Source organism: Microbulbifer maximicatervae (SeqCode) (assembly GCF_052467825.1).
Genome location: NZ_CP174327.1, coordinates 2,237,185 through 2,259,378, shown reverse-complemented (window position 1 = coordinate 2,259,378; position 22,194 = coordinate 2,237,185). Strand labels below are relative to the sequence as shown.

The following is a 22,194-nucleotide window of genomic DNA, read 5'->3' as shown; positions in this document are numbered from 1 at the left end:
TTAATACCCAAATGTTGAGGAATCGCCCTCAGATCACATACTCTCAAAGTATTGTTTTTCAGAATTCACATCACCCCCGAGGGCTATAAATATACGACGTAAGTTTTGCTGCACGGCGGATACATCTTTGGCAAATTGAAGATCAGCATTAGGTCCTCTTACGTCATCACTACCATCTATTTTGTCAATTTCTTCCTTAACCCCATTGTATATGCCACGCCCTTTCTCCATTGCCTCGGCTCGCTCCCCCTCTGACATATGACGCCAGTTCAGAAGTTCTTCACGAAGCCCCATCAATTTTTTATTTAAATCAGATAAGTCAGCTCTCTTCGCCTCTAGATGATCGCTTTTTTCTTCCACTTTATTAGTATTAATTTTATTCTGTTCCAGAGGCTCACTATTTTTTGCCACTTTATTAGCATGAATTTTATTCGGAGTTTTGGCTGCATTTGCCTGTCGCCCCACCAAGGGCAACCTCTTATAAATTGCCTCCTTGACCTTTTTCCTTAAATTTGCAGCAGCACCTCCTCCCTTTTGAGACCGCTCCTCCTTTGGTGCAGTATTTTCTGCTGAGGACAAAGTGGAGACGGTGGCGACGCTGGAGCGATCGGAACAAAACTGAACATTTGAATTAGGGAAAGGCATTCTTTTTATCCTATATACTCTAGTGTTTACATTCAGGGAGCGCTCGATCTATTAATTGAGCGTCCAAGTACGATTTATCCCGGATAATACTCGCTTTTAGCCAACCCAACTTTAGGGGGCGACCCCAGATTTTAGTTTTTGGCCCAAAGGCGCCAATTACCAAAAATAAGTTTACTGACTTGGTGATCGCCTGGGCTGTCACTTAGGCTGAAGGGGGCAGGGAGACTTTGATCACTTTTGGCCTTCCGTTTGCTTGCTTGGGCTGCGCCTCTAAAATACGATTATTAAAACACAGTAGCCCCACTAATTTTTATAATCAGGTAAAGATCAACCCAAAAACCTATTTATTGCCCAGGGCTTCAAGTAACTCCGCTCTGGGAATACCCGGCATCTCCAGCTTCGCACCTAGGATATTCCCCTCAATCCTTATAGGGATGCTGGGGAAATCCATCAGTATAGGCTCCAGCAGTTCACTGATGCTTAAGTGATTAAACTAAGGGAAGTGCAAAGGAGAAGGAAGTATGACCAGCCGAGCACTCTCTGTGGCCAGTTCTCTCGGCATCCCCTCGACTCTGATGTAACTTCGCCATCTGTAAATCCGGGAAGGCTGCAATTCGAGCTGTTTAACGGTAACGCTTACACCAACCTTGAGCGACAGTACCAGGGCCGCTTTTCTATACTCCCCTGAGTATTGTTTACGAAAGGAACCTCCGAATAAGTTTGCCCCCTAAATGGGGTAGAAAAACAGCCTATCGCAAGACAATTAACGTAACACAAGCCATGCAGCAAGCCAGCTTTGCAGAGGCCGAATACCGGAACAAACGCTGCAAAACTCGCAAAGAAAAGCTCCTTGAGCAGATGGATTTATTGATTCCCTGGGGGGGCTTGAAGACAACATTGACCCCTTCTTTACAAAGCCAGGAAAGATCGCCGCCCTTACCCGTTAAGGGTCATGGTGCCTATTCACTGCATGCAACTCCTTTATAACCTCAGCGACCCGGCTATGGAGGATACTCTCTATGAGATTGAAGCCATGCGCTGCTTTGCGGGCCTGACACTCACGAAGCCCATTCCAGATAAAACCATTATTCTTAAGTTTCACCGCCTACTTGAAGCACACCTACTGGGTCGCCAGATCTTTAAAGAAATTAACAAACACCGCAAAGGAATGGGCATACTATTGAAAGAAGGCTGTATTGTAGATGCAACAATTATTAGTGCCCCCAAGCCCCAGCAAAATTCAAGAAAATACTCGCGATCCAGAACAGCAACAGAACGAGTCCTCCATGGTAAAGAAAATCGTGAAGGGCTGAAAGAACGAAAGATGGACTGGTATATGGCGATGAAGCAGAGCAAGCTAAAAACCCATCCGGGACAAGGGGCACCTGGCAAGGCGAAGGCACAGATTAGCGCTAAAGTGGAGCATCCCTATCGTTAGATCAAGTGCCAATTTGGCTACAACAAGACTCGATATCATGGGTTATCGAAAAATATGGAACGCCCACACCTGTTGGCAGGCTTTACCAACTTACTGATAGGGACAAGATACTCGGCTGCCTGGGGGCAGTGCGCCTGAAATCCGTGTGCAGCGGACTTCAGGTAGAAAATTAGAGGATCATATTGCCGAAATTGACGTTTTTCCTGAAAAACAGCCCACTTCTTGATCGACTGAGATTTCTCAGGAAAAAAGGCCGGCTTGATCAGAGGTCCCCCGAGTTCGACTTTTTAGCCTCGAGGATTTTCTTAAGCCCATCGATTTTTTTAGCTAGAGTCTCTACCGCCATCTCTGTAAGAAGGTAATATTCCCCATGCTCTTTATACTTATCTTTTAGTTCTTCTAACTTCTTTTGTTGGCCTTCCAGGTTCTCACATACTTCTCGTATATCCGAAGACTCCTTTTTGGCGTCATCTACAGAGTCTAGAAACATACGATTTATTAGCCTGAGGCTACAATCTAAACTGGCGTCTTCATTAGAATCGGAATGATTGCGCTCTAAATTACTTGGTGCTTTTGGAACATCATCTTCCAGGACGCTTTCAAGGGAGGTATTCGAAGAACTGGAACGGTTACGCTCTAAATTGCTTGATACTTTTTGGGGATCACCTGGCTGGGTGTTTTCAAGGTTATCAGCTCTATTCGGAGCTTTATAACATATCCGGGCGGGGTTTAAGCTGCTTCCCATAGAGGCTAGCATATTAGAAACTGCCTTTCGGGCCCGGCCCATTAGATTTGCAAAAGTGCCTGTGGTCACAGTGGGTAAAGCCTGATACTGACCGGCGGCCCGGCGGTTAACTACTGCTGCAGAAGCATTGGGAATTCCCGATCCAGCCATTTTATTTATCCTATCCATACTTTAATATTTACATTCAAAGAGCACTCTATTTATTCATTGAGTGCCCAAATGCGATTCTTCCCGGATACTATTCGCTTTTAACTTACCTGTCTTTTGAACCTGGACCTATTTTTTTAGCTTTTGGGCTTAAAAGCACCAGTTGCCAAGCTGTAGTGGTCAACTACGATCCATCTCAAGTGTAATATCCTGAAGATCAGCTAAAATAAATGAGGGGGCAATAGGTCCAACTGCGTTGCGTTGAACATAATCCTGGAAGGCAGGAGTGAGATATGGGTTTGATGGCTCGCCAAAACTAAAGCCAGCCAAGTTCTTTCTACCCATGCTCACAAAGCTGAATAGCTGCTGTTTGGAAGATACCTTGACTACTGGTGTAGGCGACCCATAAGGGCTAACCGCAGCAATTACGGCTAAGCGGAAGTACCTATAGCGCAACCACTGAAGCAGCAACACAAGTGGAGCGAGAACGCTTCACTAAAAAATGGGATGATACCCTCAGTAGGGTAATAAATTGTCGTTGTTCAGACTTGATCTGACAGTTATCGGTTTTTCAGGAGGTGCTCTGTCAGATCAAGTCTGGACTACTACATCTAACTACCGGCACACACTTTCAGCGCAGCTTGAAATCAAACTATTTTATCTTCTAACCCGGTTTGAACTTCCTGCCGCAATATCTAACAAACCATACCCATACAGATCTTACCAATAAAGTACAAGGGAGGCCCCCTTTCATCAACTCATCTTTTTTACTCTCTGAATGCTATACCGGTTTCCACATTCTTAATCAGCTCTTCTATTTCGTTACGCAGAGTGCCGAAACTACGCTTCGCCTCGTCTAAAGTGCTATATAGTTTATCTAGCATAGGAGAAATATCTTCAAATTTCTCAGGTAGCACAGAAGGAGCCTTTCCATCAGCAAATTTAATTTTTTGAAACTTGCGGTCGTGAGTACCCAATCGTCCTTCATATTTCTCCAGACATTTCAACCCATGGGTTAATACCATTCTTTTATATTCAAGATTCTCATAGATTTCATCCAAGGAATCTTCCCCGATTTCTTTTGAGGAACCTTCCCTCTGTTTCAGTTGGGATATTAGTTCATCATACGACCGCTGGCATTCCAGCTTTTTATCAATAGACTCTATAGCACCATTAATATCTTTTTCCAAATTTGGTAGCACTATTTTTTTTATGCCGTACAGAGTACCTCCGTCAAGAATTCCCAATTCTTGTGGTTTGGGGGGAGGAGCGGGGGGAGCAACCTTAGATTCATAAATGCCTTCCGCCTCTACCTGATAGCCGGTGAAATCAACCTTAAATATGCTTGCAAGACATTGCTTATCATCCATCGAACTTCGAGCCTCTCCACCCAGCTTGCCTTGCTCTTCAGTGAATGAAATACTCTCTAATTTATACGGAGCTTTAGAATCTATTTGGGCGGATTTTGGCCTGCTCCCCGCAGGGCCCTGTAGATTAAAAAATGCCCTCTTGGCGTTACCGATTAACTTTGCAAAAGCCCCCCGCTGAGGCAAAACTCGCCCCTCGCCGGGCTGCGGGATAGAACCCTTTGCCTTGGAAGCCACTGAAATACTGGATGATTCCGGTCCAGGCATTTATTTATCCTATCTCTACCTTACGCTCTATTTGACTTGCACACCCAGACAGCAATCTGTTTATTAATTGGGTATCCAGGCACCATTCCTTCCGAATGTTATCCGATTTAAGTTTGCCGATCTTTAAAATTTGACCACAATTCTTTATTTTTTGGTTTTAAAGGTACGTTTTTTAGCGGCTTATTAACACGGCTTAACTCCGCATCCCAGGGGGTAGCCACTCATTAGTGCCTACTTGGGGGAGGCGCCAGCTCTGCCTGCCCCCTTACCCGTTGCGCTTATTACCCGAAACCAAGGCTTATTAAGCAATTCACTCTGATAATTAATTGATGAAGGTGATCTATCTAGCTGCCCAGAATACCTCAAAAAGAATAGTCGACACCTATCCTGCACTGGATAGGTGAAAATAAATCAATTTAAATTCAATTGTGACGTATGTCTCACAGACTGCCAACAATCGGCAAGGCAGGGCGGTTATGCAGAATTATTTTCCCCCTCCGGAGTTAACTCCTTCAACGCTTTAAAATCAATATTGATCCCAACACCGCTCAATTCCTCAAGAGTAAAACGTTGCTCAAGCTTAAGCCAAGCTGGAATAACCCTATCAAGAATTGCTTTCAGATTTCCATTTTCTCTTTTCATATTGCCTTCTATATTTTTAATATTGTCTTCTAAATTTTTAATATTCCTCCGAATTTGTACGCTTTTTTCGAAACCCTCTGCAAGGTGCACTGTTCTTGTTTTCTCAAGAGCTTTATTTAACTCAGCTAGCTTCTTCTTGGAATTGTTCAACTTAACATCGCACTTGCACATAAATTCATCCAACGCCTTTATGGTTGCCCGATCTTCCTTCAACGCCTGAGCTATCCGCTCAAGCTCCCTTCCTTTACTTTCTTTATTTTTATCAATCTTTGTTAACTTTTCACCAGCACTTACTTTATTAGGAAGGGGAGTAGGGGCTTTGACTACAGGCCTTAATGCACACCTAGTTTCTTTCAGTGTTGCAGAAAACGATTTTATTGAATTTCTATCACCTTTTGACGAGAGGGCTGCTCCGCTCCGATCAATAGATTTATTGCCGATTTTTTTGATACACACTTTTTTTACCTACGTTTCACAGAGCGCCCCAACAAATCCAGAAGTAAACTTTGATACCTTGAGACACTTTTTATGATTAATTTTTACCTATGGAGCCCCTGAATAACTCCGTGATACCCTGCAAGCCCCGAAGGGCAGGCTTTGAAGGCCCGTAGAGGCATTGCGGAGTTATTCAAAGGCTCCCGATAAAGCAGAATTTATAAAAACTAATAAACAGTCATGTGCTTTATAGTCTAGTCATAGACTCCATAACTTCCTGGAGGCCACCCGTCATCTCGCTAGTTACTAAAGGCACTTTTGCTAATTGGCTAGTCGTTTATGGCTATAATTTAGACTGAAGAATGAAAGATGGACTACATCCCCTCCGTCAATATAAACTCATCATTACCTAAGTCGGATAATTCCATAGTGTAATTATTAGTAGCTTCAGTTAAATTACTCTGTAGCTCTAACATCTGACGCTTAATCTCTTTATCTTCTATTTTCTGTGCTATATACGTCTCTCCTGCTTCTTTTAAGCGCCCATGAAACCCTTCCAGCCCACGAAGAATCTGCTTTATTAGTGCCTGCTTAATACTCGGGGTTAACTCCCCTTTTAACCAGCATTCACTTTCTTTTAAAAACGCGTCAAGATCATCCCCTATTGTTTTTACTTCCTCCTCCATAAACTTTTCATTTATGGCAAGGGAGTCTCCCGAAGAACTGAAACGATTGCGCACTAATCCATCACCATCAAAGCTCGACATAAAATCCTGTTGAGCAATATTAAACTGTGCGAAGCTCAGCTTTTCTTTTATGAATTGGTTTTGCGTCTTTTTTTCAGATAAAACCTCTGCATTAGATTGACTTTTTACGAGTCTGCCTGGCTGGGTGTTTTCGCTCTTACCAGTATTGTAATGCATCCGGGCGGGGTTTAACCTTTTCCCTGTAGATGCTAGCATACTAAAAAATGTCTTTCGGGCCCGTCTCATTAAATTTGCAACAGTGCCGGTAGCCGAGTTGGGTAAAGCCTGGTGCTGCCCAGCTGTCCGATGGTTAATCGCTGCTGTGGAAGCACTGGAAATTCCTGGCACAGGCATTTTATGTATCCTATCTATACTTTAATGTTTACATTTGGGAAATGCTCTATATTTTAATGGAGCTCCCAAACACAATTCCTCCCGCATACTATTTGCTTTTAATCTATCTGTCTTTTGAATCTGGACCTAGTTTTTTAGTTTTTGAGCTTAAAAGCACCTCTGTTAGTTGCTTTTTTATCATTCAAATCCGTAGCTTTGGGCGATTCGCCGGGCAAATAGAAATATTCTTCAGGCTGCCAGTTTTGATCTTCAACCTGCTTTTTTGGGCTGCACCTTTAAAATACAATAATAAAAACCGGCACTTTGGCCGGTTTTTTATTCTCAGGTACCAATTAAGGAATCTATGAACAACAGGATATAATCCTGGCGCAGCACATCAAGCAGTTTTACGTTGGGGAGACGCCTGCCTGCCCCCTTACCCGTTGCGCCTATTGCCCGAAATCAAGTAGGCAACCAGGGGGGGGTGTTTTTCTCTCCCCGGCCTGCCTCTTCAACCTTTAGCTCTGGCAGTAGTTCGGTGGAGGTCCCGGGCCGATTGACTGTTTTAGCTGCATCCCCAAGCTTAAAAGCCTTTACCCGGCTCGCGGAAATCTGCTAGCGGATCCACGTTTAGCCAGTTAATCCAATTATCATTCTCTATATTCGATACTAGTTTTTCGAATGAGTGTTTTTGCCCATTGACTTGCCCCTCTACCTGGGTGTCTCCCGTACCTGCATTAACCTTTACTGTAGAAGCTCGTGTGGATTCCGAGGCCACGAAACGTCCTTCTCGTAAATTACTATCATCAGGGGATAATTGCTTCTGCAATCTATCTATGGTCTTTACTGACTGATCACGATTAAGGATTTCATCTTTGCTCTCCCGATCATCTCTTTCCAGGAGCCTATTCTCATCTATTAACACGACTTTTCCCGTAAGTAATGATGAGCTCTCTTTGGTGTTATCAATATTATTCGGAGCTCTATAGCATATCTGGGCGGGGTTTAATTTGCGCCCCACTGAGGATAGCAGATTAAAAAATGCCCTCCTGGCGCTACCGATTAAGTTTGCAACAGTGCTCCCCCGCTGAGGTAAAACTCGTCCCTCGCGGGGCTGTTGGACAGAGTTTCGTACTGTGGAAACCGTTAAACTTTTAGATATTTCTGGTCCAGCCATTTGTTTATCCTATTTCTACCTTGCGCTCTATTTAGCCTGTCAACCCAGAGAACAATCTATTTATTAATTGGATACCCAGGCACCATTCCTTCCGGATACTATTCGCTTTTAGCCTGCCGGTCTTTAAAATTTGACCCCGATTCTTTATTTTTTGGTCTTAAAGGTGCCTTTTTAGCGGGTTATTAACGCAACTTAACCCTGTATCCCAGGGGGCGGCGCCAGCTCTGCCTGCCCCCTTACCCGCGTTGCGCTTATTACCCGCAACCAAGCCCCAGTTGTTGGTGCATTTACTTCCAAATTTACAGAGAAACACTAAAAGCCCGTACGGGCTTTTTTCAATAGGTAGCTAAGGGCCTTTTTCTCTCCCCGACCTGCCTTTTCAGCCTCTAGCGCTGGCAGTAGTTCGGTGGAGGTCCCAGGCCAATTGACTGTTTTAGCTGCATCCCCAAGCTTATAAGCCTTCTAGCCAGGGAAGCGGTTTGGGGCAGGGGAAATACCGGCATTAGGAGCTATGCTTTTTTACCTTACGAGTCGGAATCATTTAACGGCTTTTTCTTGATCCCTTGCTAGCCTGCCAGTCCTATGATCAGGACTCTACCATATTCTGCCGCTTCTTCTTATGATCAGACGACTCTAAGACCTTCTGCACCTCCTGGTGCAGCTTGTTCTCATCCTTATTCGAAAATATGTCCTTCATCTTATTCTCTATGCCCTTCTTGTTTAGTATTTTGGGCGGGACTTCGGGGGGGCGTACCTCAGGTTCACGTTCGACTTGCCGCTCTACCTGGGTGTCTCCCGTATCTGCACTAACCTCTGCTACAAGAACCTTTAAATCGGGGTCCGCGATCCGAAAATTCCTGGCACTAGCGGACTCAGGATCCGGCTTTTGCAATATGTCAGCAGAAAATTTGGCTGCTCCCCCAACCGATTCTTCCTCATAGTTTTGAAAAAATTTGTTACACTCTTCTAAATCCTCCTTAGCAATTTTTAGAAGATCTTCAATTCTCCAATTCTGGAATTTTGGCCCCAAATATTTTTTATCTCTGGTTTGCAAAAAAATTTCTAACCTTTCTATATATTCTCTCACTTCCCCCGGGGTTCTCAAGCTTTTCTGCAAGTTCTGACTACCTCTTTCCAGGAGCCCATTCTCATCTATTAACACGACTTTTCCCATAAGTAATGATGAGCTCTCTTTGGTGTTATCAATATTATTCGGAGCTCTATAGCATATCTGGGCGGGGTTTAATTTTTGCCCCACTGAGGATAGCAGATTAAAAAATGCCCTCCTGGCGCTACCGATTAAGTTTGCAGCAGCCCCCCCCCGCTGAGGCAAAACTTGCCCCTCGCGGGGCTGTTGGATGGAAATTCTTTCGGTGGAAGCCCTCGAAATCCTAGCTAATTCGGGTCCAGCCATTTATTTATCCTATTTCTACCTTACGTTCTATTTAGCCTGTCAATCCAGAGAGCAATCTATTTATTAATTGGATACCCAGGCACCATTCCTTCCGGATACTATTCGCTTTTAGCCTGCCGGTCTTTAAAATTTGACCCCGATTCTTTATTTTTTAGTCTCAAAGAGCCTCTGAATAACTCCGTAATGCCTCTGCGGGTCTTGAAGGCTGCAGATGTTAGGCGCATCGCCGCGAATGGCCCTAGTCCTTTGCAAGAGCTGCAACGCTGCAGATGCGGCCTTCAAGGCCCGCCCTTCGGGACTTGCAGAGCGATTCACACTCCGCGTTGCGACTTCTTGAAAGGTCTAGACATTCCTGCGAAGCCGCGCCTTGATTGTGAACCGCTCTGCATGCCAGAGATATCACGGAGTTATTCAGAGGCTCCTTAAAGGTACGTTTTTAGCGGCTTATTAACACAACTTAACCCTGTATCCCAGCGGATAGCCACTCATCAGTGTCCTGCGCGGGGGCGGCGCCAGCTCTGCCTGCCCCCTTACCCGTTGCGCCTATTACCCGCAACCAAGTAGGCAACTAGGGAGTGTTTTTCTCTCCCCGAGCTGTCTTTTCAACCTTTAGCGCTGGTGCTAGTTTCTCACCTTCCTCAGGACGCTCAACATACGAGTCTTGACGGTCTTCAGGGGAGATCTGCGAAGTACCTCCCGCCTCCCGTGTGCGTTTGTCTTCCGTTGATGCAGGTTGTTCTTGTGCCTGGTGATTTCTCTTGCGACGAGGTAGGGGCAGGGGGGGCGGAGTGCGCTGGGGCTGCAGGGGGGATACTAGAGGCCAAAGCTTGGGGGGGAGCTTAGAGGACTCAGCATCAAAGAATTCGAAACACTCAGTTTTTGCTTCAGAAAGTTCCATCGCACGTAAAGCCCTATCGAAGCTACCCATAGTATTTATACGCTTAAGAGGAGGCGGTGCATTAAACACCTTAGGGGCGATTTTATGAAGCAGGTTTTCTCGCTTTATTTTCAGCTTTTTATATTTTTCATTTTCCTCTTTATATATCGCCTTTAGATCATCATACTCCTTAATACTACCAACCGGCCCTTTTATCGCACCTGAAATGATCTTCAGATCCTGAGTACGCTCCGCTAGTTTTTTGTCTATAGCCTTTAACCTTTTCACTAGTCTCTCGACGTTGGAAGGCTCTACTTCTACTTTAGAATCTTCCATCGCATCAGGAACCTGATCGAAGCTATCTCGACACTTATGATGTTCTTTATTAGGATCATCATATATCGGTTTATAGTTTTCCACGAAATCAGCATGCGACAATTCTACCTGTTTAGGAGGGGGCAGTGCTTTAAACTGCTGAATATAGATTTCCTTAAGCTCGTCTTCTTCCTTTTTCAGCTTGTTATAATTTTCTTCACCTTCTTTATATTCAAGCTTTAATCTATTGCACTCCTCAGAAGTCTTATCCGGCTGTTTTTTTATATCTTCTGAAATTAACCTTAGCTCCTTAGAGCACTCAGCAACCTCTTTTCCTTTAGCCTCGAACTCCTCCTTTGCTTTTTGTACGTCACCTAGCAAATTGTCGTTAATTTCATCAAGTCTGTTTGGAGCTTTATAACATATCCGGGCGGGGTTTAACTTGCTCCCCATGGATACCTGTATATTGGAAAATGCCTTTCGGGCCTGGCCCATTAATTTTGCCGCGGCACCTGCGGCCGACTTGACTAAGGCTCGATTCTGTGTAGCATCGGCGGGGTTAACCGCCAATTTAGATGTTTTGCTAATTACTGTTCCGGTCATTTATATACCCTACTTGCAATCTATAAGTTGTTTTTAATACCTACATCCGTGAGGCGCTCTATTTATTGATTAGGCACCAAGATACTATTGGCTTTAAGCTAGCCTGCCTTTTAAAATTGACCCAGGATTTTTAATTTTCAACCTTAAAAGCGCCTTTGTTAATTATTTTTTAAGACCCCTAAACTTCGTATCATAGAGGGACGGCAAACCGGAGAAAAACACAACTTATAGAAGCGCCCTTGAAATTGTCAATTTTGGCTTCCAGTTGGCCAGCTCGCATATCAAATAGATTGCTGTTATAGAAAACCCTTAAAACCTTGACCTAGAATATATTGCACAAAGTACAAACATCTATTTTTATTGGTTTTTTATGCCTACACTTAGGGAGCCTCAAGCTTAAAGGGTGGATTCCCTATTAATATATCCCTGATACTCTCTCCAGGATCGGAAACATTTTCGTTCCACGATTTTAGTCGCATCAGGGGCTAATTTAACCTCAACTCTCTTTAAGGTCCGTTCACCCGGGAGGGGCATTTCTTCTTCGCGCAAGAAGTTAAGCTGTAAGCCATCGGGCAAATTACGCGCTAGACGCTCCCACCCCTCGGTAAGAAAATCTCTTGACTGGTATAATTTCTCTAATTTATTTTTAGCCTTTTGATACGCTTCAAATAATTTAGCAGGCTCGCCAGAACCATCGTGAAGTCTGGTGATATCCAGCTCGTTTATAATCTCTTCTTGCTTCTCTATGTTTTTATCTAGGGTTTCTATATCTTTCGTTATTTTTGTTACATTGATTAACATGGCGTCTTCAATTTAGCAAATTTATTTGGACTTTTATAACTTACCCAGGCGGAAATTCCCCCCATGGATGCCAGTGTATAAAAAATAGATTTTTTGGGCCTGGCTCATTAATTTTCAGCAGTACTTACCGCCGAATAGGATAACTCTCGATACTGACCGGATTGCAGAGGGAGTTAACTGCAATCACAGTATTTTTAAAGATTACTGATCCGGCCATTTCCTATTCCAGTCAAGCTCTAGAAACTGTATTCGAAACCTGCATTTAGGAAACGCTCCTTTTAGTTGACACCTAAATACAATTTCAACTAAATAGTATTCAATTCTAGCCATCCCGTCTTATATATTTCGACCCGTTTTTTTAGATTATGGGCTTTTTAGAAAACTCGCCCTTAACACTGCACTATATTGCGGACAACTCAAAATGACTGTTGTTACTCGAAAATTAGCCGCCTGTACGCAATTATCTCTATTTTTACTCCCTCAAAGCCGCACCTAGCAGCTTTAAGGCTCTCCGCCTCTAAGTTGGTAGATAATTACATCCCATTAATAAACTGATCAGTACTGAAAATAAGAATATTTTCTCTAAATATCAAGAGCTCCCTTCATAGTCAAAAATTTTCTATATATAAGAATGGGCATCCTACTTTCGCGCTAACGCTATAGTTTTCTATCTACCAATTTAGCAACCGGCACTGACACCCATTTCTGTGGACTCCAGCTGGGTGGCATGCCCCTAAGAGGGCGTCGCCTGGGCATTGGCCTTTGGCCCGATTGCCGCAATGACTACCGCCAGTGCTACCACAACCAGTAACAACCAGCGCCCAGCGCCACCGGTCTTCTGACGGCAATAGTATTTCTTTCGGCAACAGCAGATCGTCTTTATGCAACCGCTGCCCGAATAACATCACCCTATTCACTGACTTCCCTCCACTTTTAAATTGGATATTGAAGTCATTAAACAGAGGGAAGCAGGCGATAGGAAAGTGGAATTGTAGCAGCCATAAAAAAACCGGCACTCACGCCGGTTTTTACTAACCTTCAGAATAACACCCAAGCCCAACCTTCTCATAGAAGCTTGCTTAGGGAGCCTGTTGCTTTAAGTAATGTGTATAAAATTGCTACGATCTTAAATGGATTCTACGAACGGATATGTTCTCGCAGTTCAAAATTTCCATATTTGCTTTGGGTGTAAAGAGTAACCGGGAGCACGGCTGTATCCAGCACGACAGAGAACATTGAGTCAACTACAGTACAAGCCAAAATGATGTTACCAAAGTTCTTGGGTTTGGAGTTCATTTTACATACATTGTAAGCCACGCCACTATATACGCGGGGCATGCTATTACAATAAGAGCCTTCCCTTGTTAAAGCACTACCCACCGCATAGTTGTCGCGGCCAACAGTTTTGACTGTACCGCAGCCGATCATCGTCAAAGCTAGGGCAATTACGATAATTTTTTTCATTTTAACTCCTTTTATCTTTATTTGATTTAGCCTAATTCAAGTAGCGAGCTTAGATTCAAACCATAGGAAAAGTTCACTTTAGGCTACCCCAGCTGAGAGTTTAATTTTGGTATCTGAGCACAATTTCTTGCCTGTTATATTCAGGGACTGAAAAAAGTAATCATCAGGCAAAGAAATTTGCAAGCGCAGATTGTTGCACTCAGGCCCAGATCAATCGACCAAGCCATAATCCTTACGCAACACTTCAAGCAATTCCGCTTTTGGATTATCAGATATCTCAAGTTTCGTACCAATAATCTTCTCAGCAATACCAATATAAGTATTAGAGAGATCTATCAGCATAGATTCTGGCAGTTCGTTATCACGAGCCAAAGCCGAGCGCTCATCCATGCGATCTTTGTTCAACAGGATATCTGCATCGGGGAAGTAGTTGAGCAGGGCCTGGCGGAAACCCTCTTTGGATTTCTCCACAACCTTACCTGCGCGATACTGTTCGCCGTCCCAGATACGGGAGGAGTCCGGGGTGCCCACCTCATCCATATAAATCAGTTTTTCTTCACCATTGGCAGAGGTGACGTAGCCAAATTCAAACTTGGTATCGACAAAGACCTGGTCGAGCTTTTCCAGCTCTGCGGAAATCAAATCGAAACCTTCTTTTAGTAACTTCTCGTACAGATCGATATCGCCTGCATTGCGGAAGCCGAAGGCTTCGAAATTGTCTTCAATATTCTTGCGGGTGACATTAACGTCATCTGCTTCCGGCACGCCGGGGATACCCTTGAGAATGCCTTTACTGGAGGGAGTAATGAGCAATTTAGGCAGCTTCTGATCCTTCTGCAAGCCATCAGAAATCTCGATACCACAGAACTCCCGCTCACCCTTCTCATAGGAGCGCCACATGGAGCCGGTGATGTACTGACGAGCGATCGCCTCGATCATAACCGGGCGCGCCTTCTGTACGATCCACACCAGCGGATGCGGGATATCCAGAATGTGGCTATCGGCGAGGCCCTGCTCTTTAAACAGCTTGAACCAGTGGTTGGAAATAGCATTTAGTGCTGCGCCCTTGCCAGGTACGCCGCGCATACCACCTTCGCCAGTCCAGATACAGTCGAACGCGGAGATACGGTCGGAGATCACCATTACCGCAAGCGGAGTGTCAGGAGAAACCGGGTAGCCCTTCTCCTCAATCAGGCGGCGGCTGTCTTCTTCGCTCAGCCAGTATACGGAACGGACCTTGCCACTGTGGATAGGCTTGTCGGTGCGGATCGGCAGGTCATTATTGACCGCTAGAACTTTGTCAGCCAGGCTCATGGGCTCTCACCTATTTGAAGGGACCAAATAAAAGAAAGCGCGGCATTCTAGCAAATACCGCAACCTACAGACAAAGAAAGATATCGGGCAATTACTCCGAGCTTCGCCGGGCCTCCCATTCCACCTGGTGCTCATGGGTGGGCCAGGCACTCATAATGGCCTTGAGCAAGGTCGCCAGGGGAATTGCAAAGAAGACGCCCCAGAAGCCCCAGATGCCGCCAAAGAACAGCACCGCGAGGATAATAGCAACCGGGTGCAGGTTAACAGCCTCGGAGAACAGCAGTGGTACCAGTACGTTGCCATCGAGCAGTTGGATAATGCCGTAAGTCATCATCAGGTAGAGAAACTCATTACTCCACCCCCACTGGAAAAGCCCAATAGCCGCAACGGGGATAGTGACAACCGCTGCACCGATATAAGGAATCAACACACTGAAACCCACGGCGACTGCCAGTAACAGGGCGTAGTTCACCCCCAGTAGCAGAAAGGCGGCATAACTGACAGCAGCCACAATGCCAATTTCTATTACCTTACCGCGCACATAATTGGCCACCTGATCATTCATTTCATGCCAAATCTGGTGGAGCATGGGCCGCTCTTTGGGCAGGAAAGAGGTGCACCAGCGGATCAGCTGTTCCGCATCCTTAAGGAAGAAGAATACCAGGATCGGCACCACTACAACGTAAATCAGCAACCCGGCAAAAATGGGTAGGTTGGTAAGGGAGAAGGCCAACAGTGTCTGCCCCAGGCCGCCCAGCTCGCTGCCGAGGGTATTGAAGATTTCATCGATCTGCCCGGCTGAAATTAAACGCGGGTAGCGCTCAGGAAGTAACAATAAAAGCTCCTGCCCGCGCTGCACCATATTGGGCAATTCTGCCCCAAGCCGCACCAACTGACGCCAGATAATAGGTAGCACCACAAATAACAGGGCCACAATAGTACCCACCAACACCAAGCAGGACAGGGTAACCGCCAGCCAGTGTGGCACACGCCAGGACTTCAGCTTTTGCACCATTCCCTGCATCAGGAAGGCGATCACCAGCGCGGTGAATACCGGGGCCAGCACAGCGCCCAGAGTCGCCAGAACTACCAGGGCCAGGGTCAATATTAAAACCAGAAGCACCACTTCTTCCTGACTGAAGTAGCGGTTCACCCAGCCTTTTACAATCGATAACATAGACTCTCGGGATTTATCTTTATTCATTTGCCAGCGTACAGCCAATATTGAAAGGTATTATTACGTCGCTCAGCGCGGAGCAGGGGCCGGCCACTTAAAGATGCAAAACTGTGGAAGTCTCGCCAGGACCCTTCATCAGAGGCCAGCACACAAAGCAGCGTTCCCTCTGGGTATTCCCGCAATGCCCGGCGCATGGCCAGTAACGGTTGTGGGCAGGGCAGATTTCTTGCATCCACAATAGTGGCCGCGTCCCAGTTCGGTGTCTGGGTATCGGGCTGATTGGTAGAAGAAGTTACTGACATTGCCTTTTTAGTCACAAACCAGAATTGCCGGGGATTATAGCGCGAACCAGACGCCATAACCCGCGCAGGCTTTACGCTTTTTAACTTTCCGCCTGGCGCAAGTGTGAACCTTTTATGGTCCACTAAGTCCAATCCTCGACAGTCCAACGGGGTAGCGTATAGAGTTGGACTATAGATCCTTCATGGACAGACCGAGCAGTAATCAAGATGACTGATTCCAAAAACAGCCTGCTTCACCGAACGCGCCCCTCAGCTATCCTCCATCGACTTCGCGCAGGACTGCGAAGCCTGGGTATGGGGTTGTTACTCGGCGCAGTCCCGTTTGCTGCCATCGCGGACAGCGATGAAATCCGCCTCCCCGAACTGGGCGATAGGACCAGCGGGGTCGTCTCCCACACCCAGGAAAAAGAACTGGGGCAGATGTGGCTGCGTATTTTTCGCAGTCAGGTTCGCACTTCCAGCGACGCCCTGATCCAGCAATTTGTCGAAGGCATGGTCAAGGAGTTGGCCGAATACAGCCCGCTGGAAGACAAAGAAATTGATGTTGTCGTAGTAAACAACAAAACCATGAACGCCTTTGCGGTCCCCGGTGGAGTCATGGGGGTCCATACTGGCCTATTTCTATTTGCCGAACGTGAAGACCAGTTTGCATCGGTAGTTGCCCACGAATTGGGCCACCTCAGCCAGCGGCACTATGCCCGCTCTCTGGAAGCACAGCGCAACAGCAGAATTCCCACCTTAGCCGGTATGCTCGGTGCCCTGGTTCTGGCGGCTACCGCCGGTGGTGAAGCGGGAATAGCAGCTATGAGCGCGACCCAGGCTGCAGCCCTGGATAACCAGCTGCGATTTAGCCGCAAGAATGAGCAAGAAGCGGACAGAGTCGGGATTGATACCCTGGCCAAATCCGGGCGTGATCCAGAAGCCGCCGGTGAAATGTTCGAGCAAATGCTCAAGGCCACACGCTACTACCAGCGCCCGCCGGAATTTCTCCTTACCCACCCCGTTACAGAAAAGCGTATTGCCGATGCCAAGTTGCGCGCTCAGCGTATGGATAAAGTGGCTCCCAGCGAGGACCTGGATTATCACCTGATGCGCGCCCGGGTACGGCTCGCCACAGAACCAACGCCGCAGCAAGCAGTAAAACGCTTTAGCGCGGAGCTGAATGGTATCAATGATAATGAAGATGCTGCCCGTTACGGCCTCGCCCTGGCCCAAGTATCCGCAGGCAAGCCCGATTCAGCGCTGGACACCTTGCAGCCCCTGTTAGACAAAACTCCCTCAAAAGCGGCCTATGTGCTGGCCCGAGCGGATATCGATCTGTTGCGAGAAGACTACAGCAGTGCCACCAAGCGCCTGCAGTGGGCCCTCGATCGCAATCCGGGAGACCACGCCTTAATCATGGGCCTCGCCAATGCCCACTTTAAAGCCGGCAACTACCTGGCTGCAGAGCGCCTGCTGGCGAAATATAGCCGTACGCGGAAGAAAGACCCGGCAGTTTGGTACCTATTGGCGGAGACCCACGGATTGGCCGGAGATATTGTTGGCGTGCACGAAGCCCGAGCCGAGTATTACATTCTCAACGGCATATTCGACAAGGCTATTCAGCACCTGCGCCATGGAATTCGCATGTCAAAAGACGATTACCAGGTCAACGCCATCCTGGAACAGCGCCTCAAAGATGTGCTGAAAATGCAGGAAAGAATCGAGGAGCTGTAACTCCCCCAACGAAAAAGAGCGGCCACTGGCCGCTCTTTTTGTTTACTCACCGCTACTTCCTCGAGAGCTAACCTTTGCGGAAATCCAACATCCGCTGCAGCGGAATCATCGCCTTGCGTCCCAGTTCCGGGTCCACAAAGATCTCATTATCCCCGCGCTCCAGTACACCGCAGAGGTTCTCCAGAGAGTTCATCGCCATCCAGGGGCAATTAGCACAGCTGCGGCAAGTAGCTCCAGCGCCGGCGGTAGGCGCTACCATTAGCTCTTTGTCTGGGCACTCCTGCTGCATCTTGTAAAAAATGCCCTGGTCGGTAGCCACAATAAAGCGCTTCTCTGGGCGGGTCTTGGCAGCATTAATAATCTGCGAGGTAGAACCCACCACATCGGCCAGGGCTACCACAGAGGCGGGAGATTCAGGATGCACTAGAACCACAGCATCCGGATAGAGGGCCTTTAAGTCCTCAACCCCCTTGGCCTTAAACTCTTCATGCACAATACAGGAACCATCCCATAACAGTACGTCTGCGCCGGTTTCCCGCTGGACATAGCCGCCCAGGTGCTTGTCAGGTGCCCAAAGGATTTTTTCGCCATTGGCATCCAGGTGATCCACTACATCCAGCGCAATACTCGAGGTCACCACCCAGTCCGCCCTGGCTTTTACCGCAGCAGAAGTATTGGCGTAAACCACCACGGTGCGGTCCGGGTGCTGATCGCAAAAGTCAGAGAATTCTTGCGGGGGGCAGCCGAGATCCAGGGAGCAGGTTGCCTCAAGGGTCGGCATCAGTACTTTCTTGTTCGGGGTAAGGATCTTAGCGGTCTCACCCATAAACTTTACTCCGGCCACTACCAGAGTATCGGCCGAGTGCTGAGCGCCAAAACGGGCCATTTCCAATGAGTCAGAAACGCAGCCGCCGGTTTCCTCCGCGAGGGCCTGAATCAAAGGATCGGTATAGTAGTGTGCGACTAATACTGCATTCTGTTCTTTCAGCAAGCGCTTGATGCGCTCGCGCCATTCTTGCAGCTCTTCTTCGCTATATTGAGACATTACCGGCTCCGCCAGGTGCGCTTGCACCAAAGAGCGAGAATCTACCTTGTCTGCGGCAATGGACTTATGAGTCATGACTAACTTCCAGTCGCGGAAAAGCGCGCATTATAGCGCAATGAAACGACACCACCACGCACCCTTTCGACAGCAATTTTAGCTTGGCGTTACAGGCAAAATATGCCGAGGGAATTCAGCCTGTTCGCTCTAGAAGATGCGCATTTCAACAATAGGACCTCTATGGAGATATTGGATACAGTGATAGTCGGGGCAGGCATATTGGGGCTTGCCTGCGCCTACCAGATGAGCCGGGCTGGCCACAAAGTGATTGTGCTAGAACAACACAATGCCATTGGAACCGAAACCAGCGCTCGCAGTAGTGAGGTCATTCACGCAGGCCTCTACTATCCAACGGACAGCTTGAAAGCCCGCGCCTGTGTAAACGGTAAATCCATACTGTATCAATTCTGCCAAGAATACGCGGTGCCCCATAAGCAGCTCGGCAAACTGGTAGTCGCCACCGATAAAGCACAGCTTGCGCAATTGAGAGATCTCAAAAATCAGGGGGATACTAATAACGCTGGCGGACTTCGATTACTAAGCGCCTCTGAAGCCCGATCTATGGAGCCGGAATTACAATGTGCCGGTGCCATTTACTCTCCGACAACCGGCATTATCGATAGCCACAGCCTGATGCTAGCCCTTGAGGGTGCCATGGAAGCCAGGGGAGGAGAAATTATACTTGCGAGCAAAGTTGCGCGAATTGAAATATCCAGCGGAACTTGCCAACTCGTGATGGAGGATGGCTACAAACTGAAAACCTGCAATCTAATTGTGGCCGCAGGCCTCCACACAAGCTCGCTAGTGGGGACGATAAATAGCGAAGTTATAAAACGAGAAATTCCCACCACGTATTTTGCTAAGGGCAGTTACTTTACCCAGTCAAGTAAGGTGCCTTTTTCACACTTAATTTACCCTCTACCTGAAAGTGCCGGTCTGGGTATTCACCTCACTCTGGATTTGGCCGGAGGAGCGCGCTTCGGTCCAGATGTGGAATGGGTCGAGTCCATTAACTACCAAGTGGATCCGAGTAAACTAAATACATTTTATGACAACATCCGTCGCTACTGGCCTGGAATATCAAAGAATACTTTACGGCCTGGCTATGCGGGCATTCGCTCCAAAATTGTACGCAGGGGCCACCCCGCTGGTGATTTCCAGATTTATCACAAAAGCCTATCGGATAAATCTCAGTTAGTGGCATTTTTTGGAATTGAATCCCCCGGACTGACCTCTTCACTATACCTCGGAGAAGTAATCGTAAAAATGATTTTCTAATTATTTACCCACTGGAAGATAAATTCTGTTTAACTCAAACAATCACAACGAAAGCAGAAAGAATACGCTATTGAAGTGATAAAGTAGAAATAGTATTTATCTACCAATCACCTACATCAGGTTCAATATAAACCCCAGGGTAATCTTTCCCCTTAGCTTTTACGGTCCGAATTACTGAATAATTATACCCATATTCCCCGTACCCAGCTGTGTTGCCAGTGCGGTTTGGAAATCATTCACTTGAGTGGTGGTATGAGTATTTAAAGTACCTGTTTGAGAGGTGGTACTGGCGCTACTGAAAACCCCAGCTTGGCTGACATCAACCGTATTCATATTTCCATCTTGGGTAATGGTGATATTGGATGATGTGACATCCGTTTGTAATACCATCAGAAAATTTGATGTACCAGTTTGCAAAGTAGTCACACTACTCAGGTCAACCAATGTATCTTGCTCAACATCAGCGGTATTATCCGTTCCCGATTGGGTGATATCAATCACACTATTACTAATAAGGCCGTCTTGTTCCGCAGTCACCATATTAGTGGAACCACCTTGATCCACCGCTATCGTACTCAATGAAATAGGTCCATCTATTTGCATCAACTGGGCGTTATTATTGTCTCCGATTTGAGTCACTGTTGCTGTTGTAAAGTCTAAAAAATTACTCTGATTAATATCTACTTCATTCATATTTCCGCTTTGTATAACAGTCGCAACTGTTGAGGAAATATCCCCCTCTTGATCCACACCGATGGAGTTATTATCTCCAGATTGACTTACAGTGATAAAACTCAGGGAAACCTGATCTTCTTGATCTACAAACAATCCATTGTCAGTACCATCTTGGGTGACACTAGCAGAACTACCTGTAACCCCATTTTCCTGATCTACATCCGCCTGATTGCTTATACCTGATTGAACTATGCTTGCAGTAGTCGAATTAACAGCCGAAACTTGGATTATATCGCCATCATTTGAGGATCCCAGCTGTGTAATAGTCGCAGTGGATGAAGTGATATTGCTAAACTGATCGACATCCAAAACATTATCATCGCCAACTTGATTGACAATAATGGTACTGCCCGAAATCACTGTCGACTGTTGTGCATCTGCATCGTTCATATCTCCATTTTGACTACCACTAATAGAACTGTTATCAACGATATCTTCCTGCTCCAATTCGGTTACATTTGAGGAGCCTATCTGGATTGATGTTACAATACTCAAGCTAATCTGGTTATCCTGCCTGGACTCAAATTCATTATCAGTTCCCGACTGGGTCGCAACCACAGAGCTATTATCCACGATATCTCCTTGTGGAACTTCCGCATCATTCATATCTCCCATCTGATTAATTAGTACCAAGCTCTGGGTAACTCCCTGCTCCTGACTGAGATCTGTACTGTTAGAATTACCAAATTGGTTGGTCGTTAAACTTGAAGATTCAACCGTATTTTCCTGTGTGGACTCAGCCTGATTCAGATCTCCCTGCTGATTAATCGTATTATTAGCAGCATTAATATTCATCTCCTGCGTCGATGTCGCTTCATTGTTATCACCAACTTGTATATGGGCAATCAAACTATTGATCGTATTGTCCAGTTGCATCGCGTTCGAAATATTTCCCGCCCCCTCCTGGATAACCACAATCTGGTTATCCATAACAGTAGGATCTACCTGGCTTGAGGCAGCCATATTGAGGGAGCCTTGTTGGGCGACCTCTGTGACATTATTGTCAGCAGCTGCTCCACAGTGAGCTACTGCCAACACCGCAGCAGCCAATAGCTTCATAAATCTCATCGAAAGTCCCTTTCAAAGACAAACTGAATCCAAGAACTTGAGCCATAGCCAATATTCTTGGAAAATAAATACTTCTACCTGAAACC

18 protein-coding genes are annotated in these 22,194 nt (G+C 46.4%); 3 read left to right on the top strand and 15 right to left on the bottom strand.

Annotated elements, in window-relative coordinates:
• Positions 1 to 33 precede the first annotated feature (33 nt).
• A complete protein-coding gene (locus ACJJII_RS10060; protein ID WP_444919031.1) occupies positions 34 to 645 on the bottom strand; it encodes a hypothetical protein in 612 nt (203 codons plus the stop codon).
• Between the two features lie 952 nt (positions 646 to 1,597).
• Between ACJJII_RS10060 and ACJJII_RS10055 the strand changes: the two genes are divergently transcribed.
• Positions 1,598 to 2,083, top strand: a complete 486-nt coding sequence (locus ACJJII_RS10055; RefSeq protein ID WP_444919030.1) for a transposase — start codon at positions 1,598 to 1,600, stop codon at positions 2,081 to 2,083.
• A 262-nt stretch (positions 2,084 to 2,345) separates the two neighbouring features.
• On the opposite strand, the gene ACJJII_RS10050 is transcribed toward ACJJII_RS10055, so the two are convergent.
• The 12 genes from ACJJII_RS10050 to ACJJII_RS09995 all read right to left on the bottom strand — a co-directional run bounded on the left by ACJJII_RS10050 (position 2,346) and on the right by ACJJII_RS09995 (position 16,224).
• Positions 2,346 to 2,978 (bottom strand): hypothetical protein, encoded by a 633-nt coding sequence (locus ACJJII_RS10050; RefSeq protein WP_444919029.1) that lies wholly within the window; start codon positions 2,976 to 2,978, stop codon positions 2,346 to 2,348.
• Positions 2,979 to 3,742: 764 nt separating this feature from the next.
• Positions 3,743 to 4,609 carry a hypothetical protein gene (locus ACJJII_RS10045; protein ID WP_444919028.1) on the bottom strand — a complete coding sequence of 289 codons (867 nt, stop codon included), beginning with the start codon at positions 4,607 to 4,609 and terminating at the stop codon, positions 3,743 to 3,745.
• A 474-nt stretch (positions 4,610 to 5,083) separates the two neighbouring features.
• Positions 5,084 to 5,707: a hypothetical protein gene (locus ACJJII_RS10040; RefSeq protein WP_444919027.1), complete on the bottom strand. Its 624-nt coding sequence runs from the start codon at positions 5,705 to 5,707 to the stop codon at positions 5,084 to 5,086.
• Positions 5,708 to 6,060: 353 nt separating this feature from the next.
• The gene (locus tag ACJJII_RS10035) at positions 6,061 to 6,786 is read right to left on the bottom strand and encodes a hypothetical protein (RefSeq protein WP_444919026.1); all 726 of its coding nucleotides are present in this window, start codon (positions 6,784 to 6,786) and stop codon (positions 6,061 to 6,063) included.
• A gap of 562 nt (positions 6,787 to 7,348) precedes the next feature.
• On the bottom strand, positions 7,349 to 7,690 hold the full coding sequence (locus tag ACJJII_RS10030; RefSeq protein ID WP_444919025.1) for a hypothetical protein: 342 nt from the start codon (positions 7,688 to 7,690) through the stop codon (positions 7,349 to 7,351).
• 838 nt (positions 7,691 to 8,528) lie between these two features.
• Complete coding sequence (locus tag ACJJII_RS10025) at positions 8,529 to 9,356, bottom strand: hypothetical protein (RefSeq protein WP_444919024.1); 828 nt, start codon at positions 9,354 to 9,356, stop codon at positions 8,529 to 8,531.
• A 568-nt stretch (positions 9,357 to 9,924) separates the two neighbouring features.
• Positions 9,925 to 11,151, bottom strand: coding sequence for a hypothetical protein (locus ACJJII_RS10020; RefSeq protein ID WP_444919023.1), 1,227 nt, complete (start codon positions 11,149 to 11,151; stop codon positions 9,925 to 9,927).
• Between the two features lie 396 nt (positions 11,152 to 11,547).
• Complete coding sequence (locus ACJJII_RS10015; RefSeq protein WP_444919022.1) at positions 11,548 to 11,952, bottom strand: hypothetical protein; 405 nt, start codon at positions 11,950 to 11,952, stop codon at positions 11,548 to 11,550.
• Between the two features lie 1,137 nt (positions 11,953 to 13,089).
• Entirely contained in the window at positions 13,090 to 13,416 is a 327-nt protein-coding gene (locus ACJJII_RS10010; RefSeq protein ID WP_444919021.1) for a YceK/YidQ family lipoprotein, read from the bottom strand.
• Positions 13,417 to 13,626: 210 nt separating this feature from the next.
• The gene (locus ACJJII_RS10005; RefSeq protein WP_444919020.1) at positions 13,627 to 14,730 is read right to left on the bottom strand and encodes a phosphoribosylaminoimidazolesuccinocarboxamide synthase; all 1,104 of its coding nucleotides are present in this window, start codon (positions 14,728 to 14,730) and stop codon (positions 13,627 to 13,629) included.
• A 91-nt stretch (positions 14,731 to 14,821) separates the two neighbouring features.
• Positions 14,822 to 15,907 carry an AI-2E family transporter gene (locus ACJJII_RS10000; RefSeq protein ID WP_282934585.1) on the bottom strand — a complete coding sequence of 362 codons (1,086 nt, stop codon included), beginning with the start codon at positions 15,905 to 15,907 and terminating at the stop codon, positions 14,822 to 14,824.
• Positions 15,908 to 15,930: 23 nt separating this feature from the next.
• Positions 15,931 to 16,224, bottom strand: coding sequence for a sulfurtransferase TusA family protein (locus ACJJII_RS09995; protein ID WP_444919019.1), 294 nt, complete (start codon positions 16,222 to 16,224; stop codon positions 15,931 to 15,933).
• A gap of 192 nt (positions 16,225 to 16,416) precedes the next feature.
• On the opposite strand from ACJJII_RS09995, the gene ACJJII_RS09990 reads away from it, so the two are divergent.
• Positions 16,417 to 17,925: a M48 family metalloprotease gene (locus ACJJII_RS09990; protein WP_444919018.1), complete on the top strand. Its 1,509-nt coding sequence runs from the start codon at positions 16,417 to 16,419 to the stop codon at positions 17,923 to 17,925.
• A gap of 67 nt (positions 17,926 to 17,992) precedes the next feature.
• Here ACJJII_RS09990 and nadA read toward each other — a convergent pair whose 3' ends face one another.
• On the bottom strand, positions 17,993 to 19,045 hold the full coding sequence (gene nadA, locus ACJJII_RS09985) for a quinolinate synthase NadA (protein ID WP_444895159.1): 1,053 nt from the start codon (positions 19,043 to 19,045) through the stop codon (positions 17,993 to 17,995).
• Between the two features lie 102 nt (positions 19,046 to 19,147).
• Here nadA and ACJJII_RS09980 point away from each other — a divergent pair, with 102 nt between their 5' ends.
• A complete protein-coding gene (locus tag ACJJII_RS09980; RefSeq protein ID WP_444914725.1) occupies positions 19,148 to 20,305 on the top strand; it encodes an NAD(P)/FAD-dependent oxidoreductase in 1,158 nt (385 codons plus the stop codon).
• A 171-nt stretch (positions 20,306 to 20,476) separates the two neighbouring features.
• Here ACJJII_RS09980 and ACJJII_RS09975 read toward each other — a convergent pair whose 3' ends face one another.
• Positions 20,477 to 22,108, bottom strand: a complete 1,632-nt coding sequence (locus ACJJII_RS09975) for a hypothetical protein (protein ID WP_444919017.1) — start codon at positions 22,106 to 22,108, stop codon at positions 20,477 to 20,479.
• Positions 22,109 to 22,194 lie beyond the last annotated feature (86 nt).

What these genes read in the sequence shown, in the direction of transcription:
- ACJJII_RS10060 (WP_444919031.1), bottom strand. Translation starts at nt 645, where the DNA reads ATGCCTTTCCCTAATTCAAATGTTCAGTTTTGTTCCGATCGCTCCAGC.
- ACJJII_RS10055 (WP_444919030.1), top strand. Translation starts at nt 1,598, where the DNA reads ATGGTGCCTATTCACTGCATGCAACTCCTTTATAACCTCAGCGACCCG.
- ACJJII_RS10050 (WP_444919029.1), bottom strand. Translation starts at nt 2,978, where the DNA reads ATGGCTGGATCGGGAATTCCCAATGCTTCTGCAGCAGTAGTTAACCGC.
- ACJJII_RS10045 (WP_444919028.1), bottom strand. Translation starts at nt 4,609, where the DNA reads ATGCCTGGACCGGAATCATCCAGTATTTCAGTGGCTTCCAAGGCAAAG.
- ACJJII_RS10035 (WP_444919026.1), bottom strand. Translation starts at nt 6,786, where the DNA reads ATGCCTGTGCCAGGAATTTCCAGTGCTTCCACAGCAGCGATTAACCAT.
- ACJJII_RS10025 (WP_444919024.1), bottom strand. Translation starts at nt 9,356, where the DNA reads ATGGCTGGACCCGAATTAGCTAGGATTTCGAGGGCTTCCACCGAAAGA.
- ACJJII_RS10020 (WP_444919023.1), bottom strand. Translation starts at nt 11,151, where the DNA reads ATGACCGGAACAGTAATTAGCAAAACATCTAAATTGGCGGTTAACCCC.
- ACJJII_RS10015 (WP_444919022.1), bottom strand. Translation starts at nt 11,952, where the DNA reads ATGTTAATCAATGTAACAAAAATAACGAAAGATATAGAAACCCTAGAT.
- ACJJII_RS10010 (WP_444919021.1), bottom strand. Translation starts at nt 13,416, where the DNA reads ATGAAAAAAATTATCGTAATTGCCCTAGCTTTGACGATGATCGGCTGC.
- ACJJII_RS10005 (WP_444919020.1), bottom strand. Translation starts at nt 14,730, where the DNA reads ATGAGCCTGGCTGACAAAGTTCTAGCGGTCAATAATGACCTGCCGATC.
- ACJJII_RS10000 (WP_282934585.1), bottom strand. Translation starts at nt 15,907, where the DNA reads ATGTTATCGATTGTAAAAGGCTGGGTGAACCGCTACTTCAGTCAGGAA.
- ACJJII_RS09990 (WP_444919018.1), top strand. Translation starts at nt 16,417, where the DNA reads ATGACTGATTCCAAAAACAGCCTGCTTCACCGAACGCGCCCCTCAGCT.
- nadA (WP_444895159.1), bottom strand. Translation starts at nt 19,045, where the DNA reads ATGACTCATAAGTCCATTGCCGCAGACAAGGTAGATTCTCGCTCTTTG.
- ACJJII_RS09980 (WP_444914725.1), top strand. Translation starts at nt 19,148, where the DNA reads ATGCCGAGGGAATTCAGCCTGTTCGCTCTAGAAGATGCGCATTTCAAC.
- ACJJII_RS09975 (WP_444919017.1), bottom strand. Translation starts at nt 22,108, where the DNA reads ATGAGATTTATGAAGCTATTGGCTGCTGCGGTGTTGGCAGTAGCTCAC.